Below are 16,995 nucleotides of genomic sequence, written 5' to 3'. Positions count from 1 at the left end.
CCGGGCATGGCCCGGCGCTATCGGTCATCCGGCGTCGGTATCTTTTCGCGGCAGCGTGTAGATCACCGCGCCGATGGCGAACGCCACCAGCGCAGCAGCGATGTTCTGCCAGCTGGCACTGGCGAACAGCGCCAGGCACAGCAGCAGCGCCAGCACCGGAATCAACGGCCCGCCGGGCAGCTTCAAGGCGCCCGGGCGGTCGGCGTAGCGCTTGGCCAGTACCAGGACTGCTGCGGCAGTGCCGATGTAGGCGAACAGGCGCGTCGTCATCGACAGCAGGGCCAGCTGCACGAACGAACCGGACAGGGCCAGGCCGAGCGCGATCAGGCCCTGGCAGAGGATCGACGCGGCCGGGGTGTGGAAGCGTGGATGCACCTGGGCCAGGATCTTCGGGCCGTAGCCATCGCGGGCCAGTGCGAACAGGAAGCGTGGGCCCATCATCATCGTGTTGCTGTTGGTGCCGAGGATGGAGATGGTGGCACCGACGGTCAGGATCAGCGCCAGTGCTTCGCCACCGAAACCGGCGGCGGCATCGGCCAGCGGGGTGGCCGAACTGGACAGGCCGGCCAGCGTTCCCTGCGCCACCACCTGCACCGCGCCGTAGATGACGGTGACGGTGATGATCATGGTGATCAGGGCGAACGGAATATCGCGGCGCGGATTGCGGTACTCGCCGGCGGCGGCCGGGATGTTCTCGAAGCCCGCGTAGGCGTAAAGCAGCAGCAAGGCGGCTTCGCCCATGCGCTGCAGGTCATGCGGGTCCGGGCGTTGGCCGGAGAAGGCCAGCTGTGGGTCGATGTGGAACGCACCGATGGCCACGAACAGCAGCAGCGGCAGCATCTTGCCGATCACCAGCACCACGCCGGTACGCGCGGCCGAGCGCACGCCGATGATGTTGATGCCGGTGAGGAAGCCCAGCGATACCACGATCACCGCGATGCGGCCCAGGCCGGCATCGGCCCACGGCCAGAAACGCGCAACCGCGTCGGCCAGCGCGTTGCTGAGCGCAGCGGCCGAGCTGATGCGGGTCAGCCAGATCATCCAGCCGATCTCGAAACCGGCGAAGCGCCCGAACGCCTCGCGTGCATACAGGTAGCTGCCGCCGGGTTCATCGAAGTAGCTGGCGGCCTGCGCGTAGCACAGCACCAGCAGCGCGACGACGATGCCAGCGGCGACCACGCCCCACAGGCTGAAGGGGCCGAGCAGGGCGACGGTGGCGGCCGGCAGCAGGTAGATGCCGCTGCCGATCACATCGTTGATCGACAGGCCGACGATCTGCCAGCGGCTGACCGCGCGTTGCAGCTGCGGTTCGTCCTGCGTGCTCAACGGACGTCTCCGGCCAGCGCGGGCAATTGCCACTGCGCCTGCAGGCGCTTGTACTCCGCGCGCGGCAGGAGCACGAAACGCGGCGCGTCCTGCGGCCGCAGCCAGTCCAGCAGTGCCTGCATGCGTTCCTGCGGCATGGCCGTGCAGCCGGCGGTGGCCTCGCCGGGCTGGCGCCACAGATGGGCGAAGATGCAGCTGCCCTTGCCGGGCTGGTTGTCCGGGTTGTGGGCGATGACGAAGCCTTCCCGGTAGCGCACGTCGCCCTTGTTGTGCAGGTCCAGCCGCATCGGCTCGGTGGAGCCCTTGACCGCTGCATTGCCGACCTTCTTTTCATCGACGATGCGGTTGTAGAACGGCGAACCGGGTACGTCCATGCAGTAGCTGCTGTCCAGCATCGGCTGGTAGGGCATGGCAGTGCCGCGGCGGGTGACGGCATAGCCGAACGCACTGCCGAGCGCGAATATGCCGGCCGGGCTGCGGCCATCGCCTTCCTGCTTCTGCGGGCCATCGGCCTGTGCCGGATGCAGGCCCAGGCCCCAGGCGCTGCCGGTGCGGCCAAGCGCCACCGGGAACGCCTGGCCATGCGGGTGCCAGCCCTGGCCGTCGCGCACATAGGCCTGCAGTTGCCCCTGGGTGCTGTCCCAGCCTTCGCTGGTGACCACGATCAGCTGGCGCGCGCCATCCAGCGGCGCCGCGTGAACGGACACCGCCGTAGCAAGCAGCAGTGCAGCGGTAGCGAGGCGGACCAGCGATTTCATCAACAGGTGCTCCGATCAGGAATCCAGCAGGTGGTCGATCCGCTCCAGGTTCACCGCAAGCTGCTGCTGGCGATCCGGATTGGTGTGGCAGAGCAGCACGAACAGGAAATCGAGCAGGGCGTGCATGGCGCTACGGTACAGCAGCTGCGCGACCTGTGGCGTGCGGTCGTGCGCGCAGACCGCCAGTGCCGCATCCGCATGCGCGCGCAGCGGGTTGGCGGTGTGGCGGGTGATGGAAATCACCTTGCCACCCATGTCCTGGAACTGCCGCGACAACTGTGAAAGCTGGGGCAGGTTGCCGAACTCGGAGAACATCAGCAGCGCATCGCCGGGGCGTGCGGCCGAGAGGTTGGCCAGCATCAGGATCGGATCGGTATGCGGCACCACCAGCAGTCCGAGCAGCGACAGCCGCATGGCGAACTCGCGGGCGAACAGGCCGTCGTCACCCAGGCCGTAGACGAACAGTTTGGGCGCACCGTCGAGCAGCTGCACGATGCGCTCGATCTCCCCGCGTGGATTGGCCTGGCGTGTTTCCTCCTCGGCCTGCGCCTTGCTGCGGCGCAGGGCCTCGCCCAGGCGCAGGTAGTCATCGCCGCTGTCGGGTTCGTCGGGCGCCTGCTGCGGATCGGCACCGGCGCGGGCCACGTCCTGGCCGATGGAGTACTTCAGATCCGGGTAGCCCTTGAAGCCAAGCTTCTGGCTGAACTTCACCACGCTGGACTGGCTGATGCCGAGCGCGCTGGCCAGCTGCTGGGAGGAGTAGTCGCGCAGCAGGTGGGCGTTGTCGAGGATGAAGTCGGCGATGCGGCGCTCGATGGCCGACATCTGCCCACGCTCGGTGCGGATCTTCAGCAGGGGCGGCATGCGGGGTGTCCGGGGGTCTGCAAAGGCGTTGCGGTTGGCCGCATAAAGCGAATTATGGGGTGGGTCGGGCGGGTGGGGATTGCGGGGGACGCCGCAAGTACGTCCGTGTAGGCTTGGCCGCCGCATCCATGCGGCGGACACCCCCGCAAGCCCCACCCGCCCGACCCTGGACACATCGCGCGCGTGCCAGCCGCGAAGGGATTACGGGGTAGGGCAAAAACAAGCGCTTCCACGCGTGACGTGGATCTACTGGGTGCAGCTGTTGCATTGGACGTTGAGTCCGCCTTGTAGCGAGCCGAGCACCGCAGGTCCGGCGAGGGCGAAGAGGCGCGGGTGTCTGAGCGCAGCGAGTTCCCGCGCCGTCCCTCGACGGGCCGAGGAGCGCAGGGAACCGGTGCGTAGCACCGGCTCGCGGCCGGCGGAGCGATTCTTTTGGTTACTTTTCTTTTCGCGAAAAGAAAAGTAACGCGCGACCCAACGTCAGTGGCAAGCAACGTCAGCCGCAAGGCAGAAATCAACCCAGCATCTCCAGCCCGCGCACTTCGGTGATGCCCAGCCCCGGCACGTCGCCGATGCTGATCTCCGATTCGTTGAAATGCACGCCGCCGCTGACCGGGTCGAACTGGCCCAGCGAGGGGCCGTCCAGATCGACCTTGGTGATCACATCGCTCTTGGCCACGGCCAGGTGCACGGCGGCGGCCACGCTGATGCTCGATTCGATCATGCAGCCGATCATGCACGGCACGCCGTAGATGCCGGCAATGTCGGCGATGCGGATCGCGTTGGACAGGCCGCCGGTCTTCATCAGCTTGATGTTGATGATGTCGGCTGCACGCTGCTGGATCAGGTCCATCACCTGGCTCGGGCTGAACACGCTTTCGTCGGCCATCACCGGCGTGTTGACGCGGTCGGTGACGTACTTCAGGCCGCTGATGTCGGCCGCTTTCACCGGCTGCTCCAGCAGTTCAAGCACCACGCCGGCGTCTTCCAAGGTACGCATCGCATGCACCGCCTGCTTGGCGGTCCAGCCCTGGTTGGCGTCCAGGCGCAGCAGGGCGCGGCCTTCCACGGCGGCATGGATCGCCTTGACCCGTTCGATGTCCAGGCCGATGTCCTTGCCGACCTTGATCTTCAGCGACTCGAAGCCGCGTTCGATTGCCGACAGCGAGTCGGCCACCATCTTGTCGATGTAGTCCACGCTGATGGTGATGTCGGTGGTGATCACCGGGTCGCCACCACCGAGCATCTGGTACAGCGGGGCGCCGTGCAGCTGCGCCCACAGGTCGTACAGCGCGATCTCCACCGCCGCCTTGGCGCTGGTGTTGCGCTCCATCGCGGTCTGCACCAGCGTGCACAGGTGGTTGAGGTTGACCACGTCCTGGCCGATCAGGCGCGGGGCGATGAAGTGGCGGATCGCTTCGATGATCGAGCCGTGCGTATCGCCGGTGATCACGGCGGTGGCCGGGGCTTCACCATAGCCGGTGTTGCCGGTGTCGGTGCGGATCAGCACGACCACGTCTTCCACGGTTTCCACCGTGCGCAGGGCGGTCTTGAACGGTGTCTTCAACGGCACGCGCAGCATGCCCAGTTCGATGGCGGTGATCTTCATTCAGGAGTCTTGGCCCGCAGGCGCTGGATGTTGGTGATGCGGTCGATGTAGCGGACGGTATCGCTGGCCATCATCGGCTCCAGCGGCGTGACCGAAACACCATTGAGATGGGCCTGCACGCGCGTGCCGTCGGCACCGAACCAGCTGCCGCCCGCCGTATCGTGGATCACCCACGTACGGCCGTCGACGTGGCCGATGGCCATCATCACGTGGCCGGGGATGTAGACCAGATCGCCGACCTTCAGGTCGGTGACGGCACGGTCGCGCAGTGCCTTGCCGTCCTTGCCGGTGAACGGCAGGCGATCCAGCGCCGGGCTGACCGCCTGTGCACTGGTATTGCGTGGCAGCAGCACGCCGAAGCTGCGGTAGATCTCGGAGACGAAACCGCTGCAGTCGCGGGTGTCGTAGTCGTGGCCCCAACCGTAGCGCTCGCCGAGGAACTTGAAGGCCTGCTGCAGCAACAGGCGCGGGGTCAGGGCCAGGTAGTCGGCGGCGGTGTCCTGCGAGCGCGGCAGCAGGGCCGGTACCAGTTTCAGGCGACCATCTGTCTCGCGTACCGGCAGCTGCACCACCCACGATGCGTGCGCCTGCTGGCCGTTCACCGGTTCTGACGCGGGCCAGTCGGCCAGCACCGGCAGGCGCACGCCCATGTCCAGCTGCAGGCGCGAGACACGCGGTTCTTCCGGGGTGTAGGCGGTCTGCGCGGTGGCACCGGTGATGATCCGGTAGGGCCCCTTCGCGCCGTAGCCGAGCACCGTGGCCTTGTCGCCGCTGGCGATGGCGTCGGCTTCGATCCACGCGCTGTAGCGCTCGCTGTGCACGAACAGCCAGCGTCCGTCGGCACTGCGGTGGACCGCGGCGACCTTGTCGCCGGGGAACAGTGCCGATTCCTGGAAGCGGTCGATGTCGGTGTCACCGACGGTGCTGAAGACGCGCTCGCGGGTGGGGAAGGTGCGCAGTGCGGCACGCTTCACCACCAGCCCGTAGGCCGGTGCCACCTGGGCGGGAATCGCATCAAGGCCGAGGTTGGCTTCGATCGCGCTGCGCAGGGCCGGCGCGATGGGCGTGCCCTTGTCGCTGTAGAGGGTGCGCGTGGGCCAGCTCGACAGCGCGGTGATGCTGGCACGCACCGTCGCCGCATCAAGCTGGGCTGGCAGCGCCGCGATGTCGCGGATATGGCTGTCCTGCGCCCGCATCCGTGCGTTCTGCGCCTCGATCTGCGCGCGATCCAGGATCGGCGCATCGGCGTTGTCCAGACGCGCCGCCCAGTACTGCGGCGTCAGGTAGGCCTCGTGCAGGCCGATCACATAGGGCAGCGGTGCGCCGGGATCGGGCGCCGGGGCGGCCTGTGCAAAGGCCGGTGCGGCCAGCAGGCACAGGGCCAGGGTCAAGCGGCGCGGCCAATGCCGGTGCCGTTCGCGGGAAGCCAGGCTCATGCGGTGCACACCCTCCTCGAATGCCTTGTGGAATATTTATTCCTTTCGGCATCGAAAGCAAGAATAAATTATTGACCGGCATCCCGGCCCGTGTTACACAGCCGTTACCACCCGCGCTGGGGAAGTGTCGCTGTGGATCCTGCCATTCGCAAACCGCGTCTGCCTGCTGCTGCCGGCCTGTGTGCCGCGCTGCTGCTGTGGGTGTCGGTCACGCAGGCGGCAGACGGGCGCAGCAGCCAGCAGCGTGCGCGCCAGGCGCAGGTGATCGACCTGATCGACGGCGGCCGCTTCAGCGACGCCGATGCGTTGCTGGCGACAGGGAGCGATGCTGCCGAAGGCGCGTTCCAGCGTGAGCGCATGCGCCGCATCCGCCTGGATCTTTCCCTCGACGAAACCGCCGCCAAGTCTGCCGTGCGCCGCTGGATTCCCGACCTGACCGACGAGGAATTCGCGCGCTGGGACCAGCTTGGCCTGATCGAGCATCTCGATATCGATGGCGAGCGTTGGTACTTCAAGCGCGCACCGTCGAACCTGTTCCTGCTCAGCGACGAAGCACGCGCACGCCGCCGTGCGGATGCACCGATGCCGCCTCCAGGGCCCAACGAAGTGCTCAACGCGCACCACACGCGCGTGGTCGCCGCGGCCGAACAGAGTGGCCGGGCGTCGGTGCTGCCGCAGCGTATCGAATTCACCCAATCGCTCACGGTGAAGGCCGATGCCGTGCCGGCCGGCGAAACCGTGCGTGCCTGGATTCCGTACCCACGCGAGATCCCCGGCCAGCAGGAGCAGGTGCAGTGGCTGGGCAGCAGCCCAGGCAAGGCGCGGGTGGCACCGGCCAGCACCTTGCAACGCACGGCCTATCTGGAGGCCAAAGCGGTGGCCGGGCAGCCGACCCGCTTCGAGATCCGCTACGCGGTCACGATCTTCGCCCGGCACACCGCGATCGACCCGGCCGTGGTGCAACCGACCCCGGCCGATACGGCGTTGAAGCCGTATCTGGCCGAGCAGCTGCCGCATGTGCGCTTCACCCCTGCGTTGAAGCTGTTCTCCGACCAGGTGCTGCAGGGCGAGACGCGCCCATATGAAGTGGTGCGCAAGCTGTTTGCTGCGGTCGACCGTATTCCCTGGGCCGGTGCGCGCGAATATTCCACGCTCAGCAACATCAGCGATTACGCGCTGCGTTCCGGCCATTCCGATTGCGGGCAGCAGACCCTGCTGCTGATCGCGCTGCTGCGCCTGAATGGCATTCCCGCGCGCTGGCAGTCGGGCATGGTGTTCTCCGACGATGGCAGTGGCTACAACAACCTGCATGACTGGGGACAGGTCTACCTGGCGCCGTATGGCTGGCTGCCGATGGACGTGACCACCGGCGCACTGGCCAGCGATGTGCCGGCCCTGCGCAACTTCTACCTGGGTGGCCTCGATGGCTACCGCATCGCCTTCAACGATGATTTCGGCCAGCCCCTCGTGCCGGCCAAGCAGCACTTCCGCTCGGAAACGGTCGACTCGCAGCGCGGCGAGGCCGAGTGGGCAGGCGGCAACCTGTACTTCGACCAATGGAGCTACGACTTCCAGTGGCGGGTACTGCCAGCCAGGCAACGCTAGCGCGACACATCGCATTCCACACCATTCAATTCTTGCAGGAGAGAGCAGGGGATGAAGGCTTACAGCATCAAGCGGGCGGCGTTGTGCGTCGCTCTCGGGGCGTGTCTGGGCGTGATCGCGCCCAGCGCATTCGCACAGGATGGTTCAGTGGTCGGCCGGCTGGTCAGCGATGCCGGCCAGGTACCGGCCGGTGCCACGGTGACCGTACGCAACCCGGCAACGGGCTTCGTGCGCTCCGTGCAGGCCGAAGCCAACGGCAGCTACCGCATTCCGCTGCTGCCCGTCGGCACCTATGACATGGAGGTGAGCCTGCCGGGTGGAGGCGCCAGCCGTGTCGGCCAGGTGACGGTCAGTCTCGGCAGCGCGACCACGGTGAACGTGCCGCTGGGTGCGGTCAGTACCCTGGGCACGGTCGAAGTGCGGGCGCCGCAGGTGGTGTCGATGGTGGATGTGAAGTCCACCGAGTCGGCCACCAACATCACCCGCGAGGAGCTGTCGCGCCTGCCAGTGGACCGTGACATCACCGCGGTGGCGCTGCTCGCGCCGGGCGCGGTGAAGGGCAAGGGGTCGCTGGGCGGGCAGGGCATTTCCTTCGGCGGTTCGTCGGTGGCCGAGAACACCGTCTACATCAATGGCCTGAACGTCACCGACTTCTACAACCGGGTCGGCTTCTCGTCGGTGCCGTTCTCGTTCTACCAGGAATTCCAGGTCAAGACGGGCGGCTACTCGGTGGAGTTCGGGCGCAGCACCGGCGGCGTCATCAATGCGGTGACCCGCTCGGGCAGCAACGATTTCAAGGCCGGTGCCGAACTGGTGTTCGAGCCGCGCGCGTGGCAGTCGCAGGCACGCGACCGCTACGACGGCAGCGGCAGCCGCTACATCACCGCCAGCCGCGACGACTACAGCCGCAGCGCGCTGAATGTGTTCGCTTCCGGTGCGCTGGTGGAGGACCGCCTGTTCTTCTTCGGCATGTACGAGGCGCGCGACTACCGTCCCACCTCGACCAATGATGCCGGCACGCGCCTGAGCCAGGGCAAGGCCGATGATCCGTTCTGGGGCGGCAAGATCGATTGGCAGATCACCGACAACCAGATGCTGTCGCTGTTCGGCTTCTCGGACAAGAGCAAGACCCTCACCGACGTCTACGCTTACGACTACGCCACGGGGCAGACCGTGGGCGAGCGCAGCAACCAGATCTACAACACGGTGGGTGGCAAGAACTGGTCGGGTACCTACAGCTGGCAGGTCAACAACGACCTGACCATGAAGCTGATGTACGGCGAGAACAAGCGCAACCGTGTGCAGAGCTCGTTGATGGACCAGAACTGCAACCGCGTGTTCGACAACCGCACGGCCGGCCAGGGCGTGCCGCCGTCGCTGCAGGGCGACCGCAGCTGCACCAGCAGCTCGCAGCTGGAGTCGGCGCTGGACACGCGCAAGGCCGCGCGCGCGGACTTCGAATGGACGTTGGGCAACCACCTGCTGCGGTTCGGCCTGGATCGGGAAGAGAACACCTCCGATTACAGCCGCGCCTATCCGGGCCCGGGCGGCTTCCGCTACGACATCTACTACCGCACTCCCGGCAGCTCGCTGAACGGTGGCGTGGTGCCGGCCAGCGGCGTGGTCGTGCGCACCCGTCGCTATGAAGTGGACGGGGCCTTCGAGACGATCAACTCGGCCTACTACCTGGAAGACAACTGGCAGGTGACGCCGAATCTGCTGCTGAACATGGGCCTGCGCCTGGAAGCCTTCGACAACAAGGGCGGCGACGGCAGCAGCTACATCAAGATCGACGACATGCTGGCCCCGCGCCTGGGCTTCTCCTGGGACGTGCGCGGCGATGGCACGACCAAGGTGTTCGGCAACCTGGGCCGATACTTCCTGCCGGTGGCCAACGTCATCAACATCAAGCAGGCCGGTGGTTTCCTCGACGAGCGCACCTGGTACGAGTTCCTCGGCTACACCGGCGCAGCCAACAACATCCCCAACCTGGGCGCGCAGATCGGCCCGGTGGACAACTCGCAGGGCGACGGCAGCGTGCCGGACCTGCGCGCGGAAGTGAACCGGGACATGGACCCGGTCTACCAGGATGAAGCGATCCTGGGCTTCCAGCAGATGATCAACGAGGCCTGGTCGGTGGGCGCCAGCGTGACCTACCGGCGCCTGCACAATGCCATCGATGACATGAACATCACCGCGACCGGGCAGTGTGGTGCCATCGACGGCGTGTGGATCATGGGCAACCCGGGGCGCACCAACACCGTGTGGGGTGACACCGACTGCGACGGCCGCAACGATGGCTGGATCAGCATCGACACCTCGAAGGAAGGTTGGGCGCTGTATGACGACAACGGCAATTATGTCGGCCAGCGCGGTTGGGTGAAGCCCAAGCGTGACTACAAGGCGCTGGAACTGCAGGTCGACCGCGCGTGGGACGGCAAGTGGGGCTTCAATGCGTCCTACACGCTGGCCTATGGCCGCGGCAATGCCGAGGGTCCGGTCAACTCCGATACCGACTTCGCCGATGCCGGTCGCACCGAGAACTTCGACAATCCGTGGGTGAACTACGGGGGCTATGGCTACCTGGCCAATGATCGCCGCCACCAGTTCAAGTTCCGTGGCAGCTACGCGCTGACCGAGAACCTGAGCGTGGCCGCCACCCTGGGCGTGCAGTCGGGCAGCCCGATTACCCGCTTCGGCGCCGGCAATCCGTTCGACGACACCGACTTCCACAGCTACTACGTGTGCGTGTCCAACTGCCAGGCGACGGTTCCATCCCAGCGCGTGTTCGTGCATTCGCCACGCGGTGGCGATGGCCGCACGCCCTGGACCTATGACCTGGACGTGAGCGTCTCGTACAAGGTGCCGATTCCCACCGATCTGCGCCTGAAGCTGGCGGTGTACAACGTGCTCAACCAGCAGCGCGTGGTGACCGTGGACCAGGACTACGAGCCGCAGGACAGCATCGGTACGCCGAACCCGCTGTACCGCTACGGCACCGGCTTCCAGTCACCGCGCTATGCGCAGTTGACCGTGACGTGGGCCTACTGAGGCGCGGTGCCGGGACCATGCGCATGCAGGCACTGTGGATGCTGGCCGCGCTGGTGGCTTTTCCGGCGGCGGCGGTCGATACCGCCTCCCTCGATGCCGATGTCGCTGCCGTCGTCCAGCTCGAGCACCTGCCCGGGCTGGCGATGGCGGTGGTCGACAACGGGCAGGTGGTCTATCGCCACGCCGAGGGCGCGCGTGGCGATGGCGGCCGCATCGACGAGGACACGTTGTTCAAGATCGCCTCCAACAGCAAGGCGATGACTGCTGCACTGCTGGCGCGGCTGGTGCAGCAGGGCAGGCTGCGCTGGGATGATCCGGTGCAGCGGCATCTGCCGGGCTTCCGCATGCACGATGCGTGGGTGGGCCAGCAGATGCAGGTGCGCGACCTGCTGATCCACAACAGCGGCCTGGGCTTGGGCGCCGGGGACCTGATGCTGTGGCCGGAGCCGAACGCGTTCACCCGAGCCGACATCATCGCCGGATTGGCGCACCTGAAGCCGGTCAGCAGCTTCCGCAGCCACTATGCCTACGACAATCTGATGTACGTGGTGGCCGGTGAAGTGGCCGCTGCGGCGGGCGGCAAGCCGTATGACCAGCTGATGCGCGAGCAGGTGTTCGAACCACTGGGCATGACGCGCTGCCAGGTGGGGGCGTGGTCGGTGAAACGCGTGGGCAACGTAGCGCAGCCGCATGCCTGGCGTGGCGAACGCAATGAAGTGGTGAACGCCGATGGTGGAACCAGCCCGGACCTGCCGTCGATGGCGGCCGGCGGCATCCGTTGTTCGTTGCGCGACATGACGCGCTGGATGCAGGTGCTGCTCGATCCCACCCTGGCGCCCGGCTGGCTGGACACGGAGCAGCGCCGCACGCTGTGGACCCTGCACATGCCGATGCCGCTGGGCGAGCGCCAGCGGCGCTGGGACAATGCGCATTTCTACGGCTACGGCTATGGCTGGCGCGTGTCTGACATGGACGGCCAGTGGAAGGTGGCGCACACCGGCACGTTGTCGGGCATGTACTCGTCGCTGGCGCTGCTGCCTGATCGCCGGGTGGGCGTGGTGATGCTGATCAACGGCGAAGGCGAGGACGCACGCATGGCCCTGATGCAGGCCGCGCTGAAGCGCTTCACCGCAGCGGACGATGCGCGCCCGGCGATGGACTACCTGGCCGAACTGAAGGCTGACCAGGCAACGCGGGCCGCGACCGGCCATTCGCGGCCATCCACCGCGGCGGCGCAGGAGACGAGCCGTACGGACCTGTCCCGCTGGCAGGGCCGCTACCGCGATCCGTGGCTGGGCGCGGCCTCGCTCTGCCCGGGCAAGGACGGCCTGCGTTTCAGCGTGGACAAGTCGCCCCGGCTGCAGGCCACGGTGCTGCAGCTGCAAGGGCGCTGGCTGCTGCGCTGGGATACGCTGGGCGACGAGGCGCAGGCGTGGCTGCAGCCAGGCGAAGGCCCGGCACCGACGCTGGACCTGCGCGCCATCGACCCGGACATCGACTTCAGCTATGACTTCCAGGACCTGCATTTCACTCGTACTGGCGACTGCGCTGGCGGCGACCACCAGCGCCGCTGAGCCACCGCGCGTTTCACCGGCAGCCGACGCGGCCAGCGCCGGACTGGTGGAGATCCGCACGTTGTCGCCACGCATCGACCTGGATATCCGCTATGCCGGTGCCAACAACTTCACCGGTGCGCGCGTGCCCGGCTACGAGGCGCCATCGTGTTATCTGCTGGCGCCGGTGGCGAAGGCGCTGGCACAGGTGGAACAGGACTTGCGCGGCGATGGCTTCGGCCTGCGGCTCTACGACTGCTACCGGCCGGTGCGTTCGGTGCAGGCGTTCATGGCCTGGGTGAACGATCCGCGCGAGCGCTCGCGCAAGGCACAGCAGTACCCGGACCTGGACAAACCACGGTTGCTGGCCGACGGCTACATCGCCGAGCGCTCCGGCCATAGCCGCGGTGCCACGGTTGATCTGGGCCTGCTGGATTGCCGCAGCGGTGCATGCACGCCGCTGGACATGGCCACCGACTTCGATTTCTTCGGTCCACGCGCGCATACGCAGGCAAGCGGATTGAGCGATGCGCAACAGGCCAATCGCCAGCAGCTGGTGCGCGCGATGGCGCGGCGGGGCTTCGTCAACTATCCGCAGGAGTGGTGGCACTACACCCTGCAGCCCGAACCGGATCCCGGCACCGCGTACGACGTCCCGGTACGGTAGGGGCATCGGCAGGGCTGCGCCCCGCCTCTGACAGTTTCCCGCGTGGTCCGTTGTAGAGCCGAGCCCATGCTCGGCTGCTCCTTGTTCAATCGTCGAGATATTCGATTTGGATGGAGATTCATCCACGCATGGCGTGGATCTACTGTGGCTGCCGATTGGGTCCGGCGCAGATCCCTTACACTGGCCGCCCTCTCATCCCAGCCCACCCGATGAACCTTCCCCTGCACTTCGGCCTGCTCGGCACCCTGGAAGCCGGCGCCATCGCCCTGCTGGTCGGGCTGCTGGTGTACTTCGTGTGGTCGCGGCTGTGCCGGCTGCTGCACTGGTCGGTGGGACATGCGATCGGCTGGTCCTGCGTCATCTCGGTGGTGGCCTCCGCTGGCATCGATGCGTGGAAGCTGTTCTACATGGGTATCGTGCGACTGGAGTCGCCGCTGTACGCGCGCCTGTTCCTGGCCACCATCCACGATCCGAACGAGCTCGGCAGCCGTGTCGTGCTGGAAATCGCCGGCGCGCTCGCCGGTGTCGCCTTGGGATGGGTGTTGTTCAGTTCGCGGTCATTGGAAAAAACCGTCGACTGACGCAGGTTTTTCGTTGCCTGCCGGTTAAATGCAGAGGCGCTGAATGCGCATCTTATGAGCTGCTCACTCCTCGCTAACCAGCGCGCTAAAGCATGCGTGGATGCGAGTGGTTAATCGTGCGTGTGGAGGCCGGTCGCGGCCCAAAATCGATTCAGAAACGCGGTGGCAGGGTAGGTGCCGTGCGGAAACAACAGGCCGCGCAACACCACCCAATATGCAGGAGACACCCCTGATGACTATTCGCAACCGCAAGCCCCTGATCGCCCTGATCGTCGCCGCCGGCAGCGTGCTGGCCATTCCGGCGATGGCCCAGTCGGCCAAGCAGCAGGCCGCACATGCGCAGAATGAAGCGGCGCAGGCCCAGCAGGCGGCAGCACAGGCCGGGCAGGCGGCTGACCAGGCGACCGATGCGGCCGCAGCGGCCTCGGCGCAGGCCAACGGTGGTGGCCAGACCTGGGCCAGCATCGATACCGATGGCAACGGCACCATCAGCAAGACCGAGGCGCAGGTGAACGCCGGCCTGGCCCAGGTGTTCGACCAGGCCGATACCAACAAGGACGGCGAGCTGAGCGCCGACGAGTACAAGGCCTACGTGGCCGCGCAGCAGGCCGGTGCGGGTGCCGGCGCGGCGCAGGGCCGCTGATCCAGACCTGATTCGGGAAGACCGGTGCATGGGGGCCCGGGCGGCTGCGGCCGCCCGGGTTTTTCTCGTCATCGCCACCCCTGTATCCTTGGCCGATGAACACGTCCACGCCTGCGCCGTCGCGCGCCATCGGCCTGGTCGGTTTTGACGGTGACGACACGCTATGGAAGAGCGAGGACTACTACCGCAAGGCCGAGCAGGATTACCTTGACCTGCTGTCGCGCTATGTCGACGTGCACGACACCCAGACCGCGCGCCACCTGCTGGAAGTTCAGCAGCGCCACCTGGGCACCTTCGGCTACGGCGTGAAGAGCATGACCCTGTCGATGATCGAAGCGGCCATCGACATCACCGGTCAGCGCATCGAGGCCAAGGACATCCAGCGCATCCTGGATATCGGCCACGATACCCTGCGCCACCCGGTGGAACTGATCGACGGTGTGCGCGAAGCCGTGGCGGCCATCGCCGAGCACTACCCGGTGGTGCTGATCACCAAGGGCGACCTGTTCCACCAGGAAGCGAAGATCAAGGTCGCCAACCTGGCCGAGCTGTTCCCGCGCATCGAGATCGTTTCCGAGAAGGACCCGGAAACCTACGCCCGTGTGCTGGCCGAATTCGAACTGCCGATGCAGCGCTTCGTGATGGTCGGCAACTCGCTGCGCTCGGACATCGAGCCGGTGGTGACCCTGGGTGGCTGGGGCGTGCATACCCCGTACGCGGTGACCTGGGCCCATGAGACCCAGCACGGCGTGGCCGACGACGAACCGCGGATGGTCACCGCCGATACCGCCCACGACTGGCCGGCCGCACTGGCGGCGATCGAGGCCAAGGCCGCTGCGGCGGCCTGACAGGGCCCGGCAGCTGCGGCAGAATCGTGGCATGAACGTTCGACTGCGCGCGCTGTTGTTGTCCCTGCTGCTGGCGCCGGCCACCGTGCCGGCCCAGCAGACCGCCGAGCGTTCGGCGGCGTATACCGTGGAAACCGGTGACCGCTGGATCGATGCCCAGTTGCAGGACATCAACCATTACGCCGAACGCTACCCCGATGCCTTCCTCGATGAAGTGTCGCGCTACGCCGATGTCCCCCGCGGCTACATCAATGCGCTGTTCACCACCCATGGCTGGCAGGCCGGGGATATCTATTTCGCCTGCTTCTGGGCCAAGGCCAGCGGCCAGACCTGCCGCGACAGCGTGCGCGCCTTCAGCCAGGACCCGGAGGGCGGCTGGGAAGCGGTGGTGAAGCGCATGCCGGCCAAGCCGGACAACCTGCATTACCGCGCTGTGCGGCATGCCATCGTGGCCAGCTACCAGCACTGGGACCGGCCGATCACCCTGGATGCCACCCTGAAGCGCCAGTTGAAGCGGTAGTGCCGGCCGTTGGCCGGCAACTGCACCCTTCCAGGCATCAGGAGGTTGCCGGCCAGCGGCCGGCACTACCCGGCCATGTTGCTCTGCGTATCGCCGCCGCCGCGCGCTCCGGCGACAATACGGGTCCGAGCTGTTCCCCGTTCCCGTAATCGAGTGACTGATGAGCGCCTCTTTCGTTTCGCCTGATGTGATCCGCCGCCTGTTCGCGCAGGCCATGTCCCGCATGTACCGCACCGAAGTGCCGCTGTACGGCACGCTGGTGGAGCTGGTGGAGCGGATCAACGCGCAGGTGCTTGCCCAGGACCCGGCACTGGCCGCGCAGCTGCAGCGCAACGACGAGCGTGCGCGCCTGGACGAAGAGCGCCATGGCGCGATCCGCGTCGGCACCGCGCAGGAGCTGGCGACGCTGCGCCGCCTGTTCGCGGTGATGGGCATGTACCCGGTCGGCTACTACGACCTGTCGGTAGCCGGCGTGCCCGTGCACTCCACCGCGTTCCGCCCGCTGACCGGCGCCGCGCTGGCGCAGAATCCGTTCCGCGTGTTCACCTCGCTGCTGCGCCTGGAGCTGATCGAAGACGAAACCCTGCGTGCCGAGTCGGCGAAGATCCTGGCACGCCGCCGCATCTTCACCGACGGCGCACTGGCGCTGATCGACCAGGCCGAGCGTGACGGTGGCCTGTCGCAGGCCGACGCCGAGCGCTTCGTCGACGAAGCATTGGAAACCTTCCGCTGGCACGGCGATGCCACGGTCGATCTGCCGACCTACCACGCGCTGCACAATGCGCACCGCCTGGTGGCCGACGTGGTCAGTTTCCGTGGCCCGCACATCAACCACCTGACCCCGCGCACGCTGGACATCGACGCAGCGCAGGCGGCAATGATCGAGCACGGCATGGCGGCCAAGGCGGTGATCGAAGGGCCACCGCGCCGCGCCTGCCCGATCCTGCTGCGCCAGACCAGCTTCAAGGCGCTGGAAGAGGCCGTGCATTTCCCGGATGCGGACGGTGGCGATGCCGGCACCCATACCGCGCGCTTCGGCGAGATCGAACAACGCGGCCTTGCGCTCACCCCGAAGGGCCGCGCGCTGTACGACCAGCTGCTGTCGCAGGCACGCGATGCCGGTGGCGAAGGCAGTACCGGTGGCGACTACGGGCAGCGCCTACAGGCGGTGTTCGCCAGCTTCCCGGATGACCATGACACGCTGCGCCAGGAAGGATTGGGCTACTACCGCTACCAGCTGACCGACGCCGGCCGCGCCGCGCCGGAACGCGTGGCCGATCTGCCTGCCGAAGTGCTGGTGGCCGCCGGCCTGGCCACGGCCGATCCGATCGTCTACGAGGATTTCCTGCCGGTCAGTGCCGCGGGCATCTTCCAGTCGAACCTGGGCGGCGAAGAACAGCGCGCGTATGCCGCGCACGCCAACCGCGAGGCTTTCGAGCAGGCGCTGGGCGTGGCGGTGAATGACGAGTTCGAGATCTACGAGCGGCTGCAGGCTGAGTCGCTGGCGGCGCTGCGCACCGCGTGAAGGTAGAGC

14 protein-coding genes are annotated in these 16,995 nt (G+C 66.9%); 9 read left to right on the top strand and 5 right to left on the bottom strand.

The features are described 5' to 3' along the window. Positions 1 to 24: 24 nt before the first annotated feature. The 5 genes from AC5P8R_RS12340 to AC5P8R_RS12320 form a co-directional block, all read right to left on the bottom strand. Positions 25 to 1,326: an APC family permease gene (locus AC5P8R_RS12340; RefSeq protein WP_014645712.1), complete on the bottom strand. Its 1,302-nt coding sequence runs from the start codon at positions 1,324 to 1,326 to the stop codon at positions 25 to 27. Continuing rightward, positions 1,323 to 2,084: a L,D-transpeptidase family protein gene (locus tag AC5P8R_RS12335; RefSeq protein ID WP_049441421.1), complete on the bottom strand. Its 762-nt coding sequence runs from the start codon at positions 2,082 to 2,084 to the stop codon at positions 1,323 to 1,325. Before AC5P8R_RS12335 ends, AC5P8R_RS12340 begins: the two co-directional genes overlap by 4 nt. Positions 2,085 to 2,099: 15 nt before the next feature. Beyond that, positions 2,100 to 2,948 (bottom strand): MurR/RpiR family transcriptional regulator, encoded by an 849-nt coding sequence (locus tag AC5P8R_RS12330; RefSeq protein WP_032957791.1) that lies wholly within the window; start codon positions 2,946 to 2,948, stop codon positions 2,100 to 2,102. A 514-nt stretch (positions 2,949 to 3,462) separates the two neighbouring features. Beyond that, positions 3,463 to 4,557, bottom strand: a complete 1,095-nt coding sequence (locus tag AC5P8R_RS12325) for a dipeptide epimerase (protein WP_495223477.1) — start codon at positions 4,555 to 4,557, stop codon at positions 3,463 to 3,465. Then, on the bottom strand, positions 4,554 to 5,993 hold the full coding sequence (locus tag AC5P8R_RS12320; RefSeq protein WP_046428241.1) for an SH3 domain-containing protein: 1,440 nt from the start codon (positions 5,991 to 5,993) through the stop codon (positions 4,554 to 4,556). The genes AC5P8R_RS12325 and AC5P8R_RS12320 overlap by 4 nt, the downstream gene beginning before the upstream one ends. Positions 5,994 to 6,125: 132 nt before the next feature. On the opposite strand from AC5P8R_RS12320, the gene AC5P8R_RS12315 reads away from it, so the two are divergent. From AC5P8R_RS12315 to hglS, 9 genes are all read left to right on the top strand, one after another. Beyond that, a complete protein-coding gene (locus tag AC5P8R_RS12315; protein WP_046428243.1) occupies positions 6,126 to 7,598 on the top strand; it encodes a transglutaminase-like domain-containing protein in 1,473 nt (490 codons plus the stop codon). 51 nt (positions 7,599 to 7,649) lie between these two features. After that, positions 7,650 to 10,649, top strand: coding sequence for a TonB-dependent receptor (locus AC5P8R_RS12310; protein WP_495223476.1), 3,000 nt, complete (start codon positions 7,650 to 7,652; stop codon positions 10,647 to 10,649). Between the two features lie 23 nt (positions 10,650 to 10,672). Continuing rightward, entirely contained in the window at positions 10,673 to 12,223 is a 1,551-nt protein-coding gene (locus tag AC5P8R_RS12305) for a serine hydrolase (protein WP_495223487.1), read from the top strand. Next, entirely contained in the window at positions 12,156 to 12,869 is a 714-nt protein-coding gene (locus AC5P8R_RS12300) for a M15 family metallopeptidase (protein WP_481440765.1), read from the top strand. The genes AC5P8R_RS12305 and AC5P8R_RS12300 overlap by 68 nt, the downstream gene beginning before the upstream one ends. A 209-nt stretch (positions 12,870 to 13,078) precedes the next feature. After that, positions 13,079 to 13,450 (top strand): hypothetical protein, encoded by a 372-nt coding sequence (locus tag AC5P8R_RS12295; protein WP_046428249.1) that lies wholly within the window; start codon positions 13,079 to 13,081, stop codon positions 13,448 to 13,450. A gap of 232 nt (positions 13,451 to 13,682) precedes the next feature. Further along, positions 13,683 to 14,093 (top strand): EF-hand domain-containing protein, encoded by a 411-nt coding sequence (locus AC5P8R_RS12290; protein ID WP_014035758.1) that lies wholly within the window; start codon positions 13,683 to 13,685, stop codon positions 14,091 to 14,093. A 95-nt stretch (positions 14,094 to 14,188) separates the two neighbouring features. Then, the gene (locus AC5P8R_RS12285; protein WP_014645722.1) at positions 14,189 to 14,941 is read left to right on the top strand and encodes an HAD family hydrolase; all 753 of its coding nucleotides are present in this window, start codon (positions 14,189 to 14,191) and stop codon (positions 14,939 to 14,941) included. Between the two features lie 31 nt (positions 14,942 to 14,972). Continuing rightward, positions 14,973 to 15,461, top strand: coding sequence for a hypothetical protein (locus AC5P8R_RS12280; RefSeq protein ID WP_053495789.1), 489 nt, complete (start codon positions 14,973 to 14,975; stop codon positions 15,459 to 15,461). A gap of 160 nt (positions 15,462 to 15,621) precedes the next feature. Beyond that, on the top strand, positions 15,622 to 16,986 hold the full coding sequence (gene hglS / locus AC5P8R_RS12275) for a 2-oxoadipate dioxygenase/decarboxylase HglS (RefSeq protein ID WP_014645724.1): 1,365 nt from the start codon (positions 15,622 to 15,624) through the stop codon (positions 16,984 to 16,986). Positions 16,987 to 16,995 lie beyond the last annotated feature (9 nt).

The organism is Stenotrophomonas sp. YJH_SMC_73 (assembly GCF_059370155.1).
The sequence above is the reverse complement of the archived record's forward strand: the minus strand, read 5'-3'. Positions and strand labels throughout refer to the sequence as shown.

Excerpts from the sequence above, each read along its gene's own strand:
- AC5P8R_RS12320 (WP_046428241.1), bottom strand. The coding sequence starts at position 5,993 with ATGAGCCTGGCTTCCCGCGAACGGCACCGGCATTGGCCGCGCCGCTTG.
- AC5P8R_RS12300 (WP_481440765.1), top strand. The coding sequence starts at position 12,156 with ATGACTTCCAGGACCTGCATTTCACTCGTACTGGCGACTGCGCTGGCG.
- AC5P8R_RS12305 (WP_495223487.1), top strand. The coding sequence starts at position 10,673 with ATGCAGGCACTGTGGATGCTGGCCGCGCTGGTGGCTTTTCCGGCGGCG.
- AC5P8R_RS12335 (WP_049441421.1), bottom strand. The coding sequence starts at position 2,084 with ATGAAATCGCTGGTCCGCCTCGCTACCGCTGCACTGCTGCTTGCTACG.
- AC5P8R_RS12310 (WP_495223476.1), top strand. The coding sequence starts at position 7,650 with ATGAAGGCTTACAGCATCAAGCGGGCGGCGTTGTGCGTCGCTCTCGGG.
- AC5P8R_RS12330 (WP_032957791.1), bottom strand. The coding sequence starts at position 2,948 with ATGCCGCCCCTGCTGAAGATCCGCACCGAGCGTGGGCAGATGTCGGCC.
- AC5P8R_RS12290 (WP_014035758.1), top strand. The coding sequence starts at position 13,683 with ATGACTATTCGCAACCGCAAGCCCCTGATCGCCCTGATCGTCGCCGCC.
- AC5P8R_RS12285 (WP_014645722.1), top strand. The coding sequence starts at position 14,189 with ATGAACACGTCCACGCCTGCGCCGTCGCGCGCCATCGGCCTGGTCGGT.
- AC5P8R_RS12325 (WP_495223477.1), bottom strand. The coding sequence starts at position 4,557 with ATGAAGATCACCGCCATCGAACTGGGCATGCTGCGCGTGCCGTTGAAG.
- AC5P8R_RS12295 (WP_046428249.1), top strand. The coding sequence starts at position 13,079 with ATGAACCTTCCCCTGCACTTCGGCCTGCTCGGCACCCTGGAAGCCGGC.
- hglS (WP_014645724.1), top strand. The coding sequence starts at position 15,622 with ATGAGCGCCTCTTTCGTTTCGCCTGATGTGATCCGCCGCCTGTTCGCG.
- AC5P8R_RS12280 (WP_053495789.1), top strand. The coding sequence starts at position 14,973 with ATGAACGTTCGACTGCGCGCGCTGTTGTTGTCCCTGCTGCTGGCGCCG.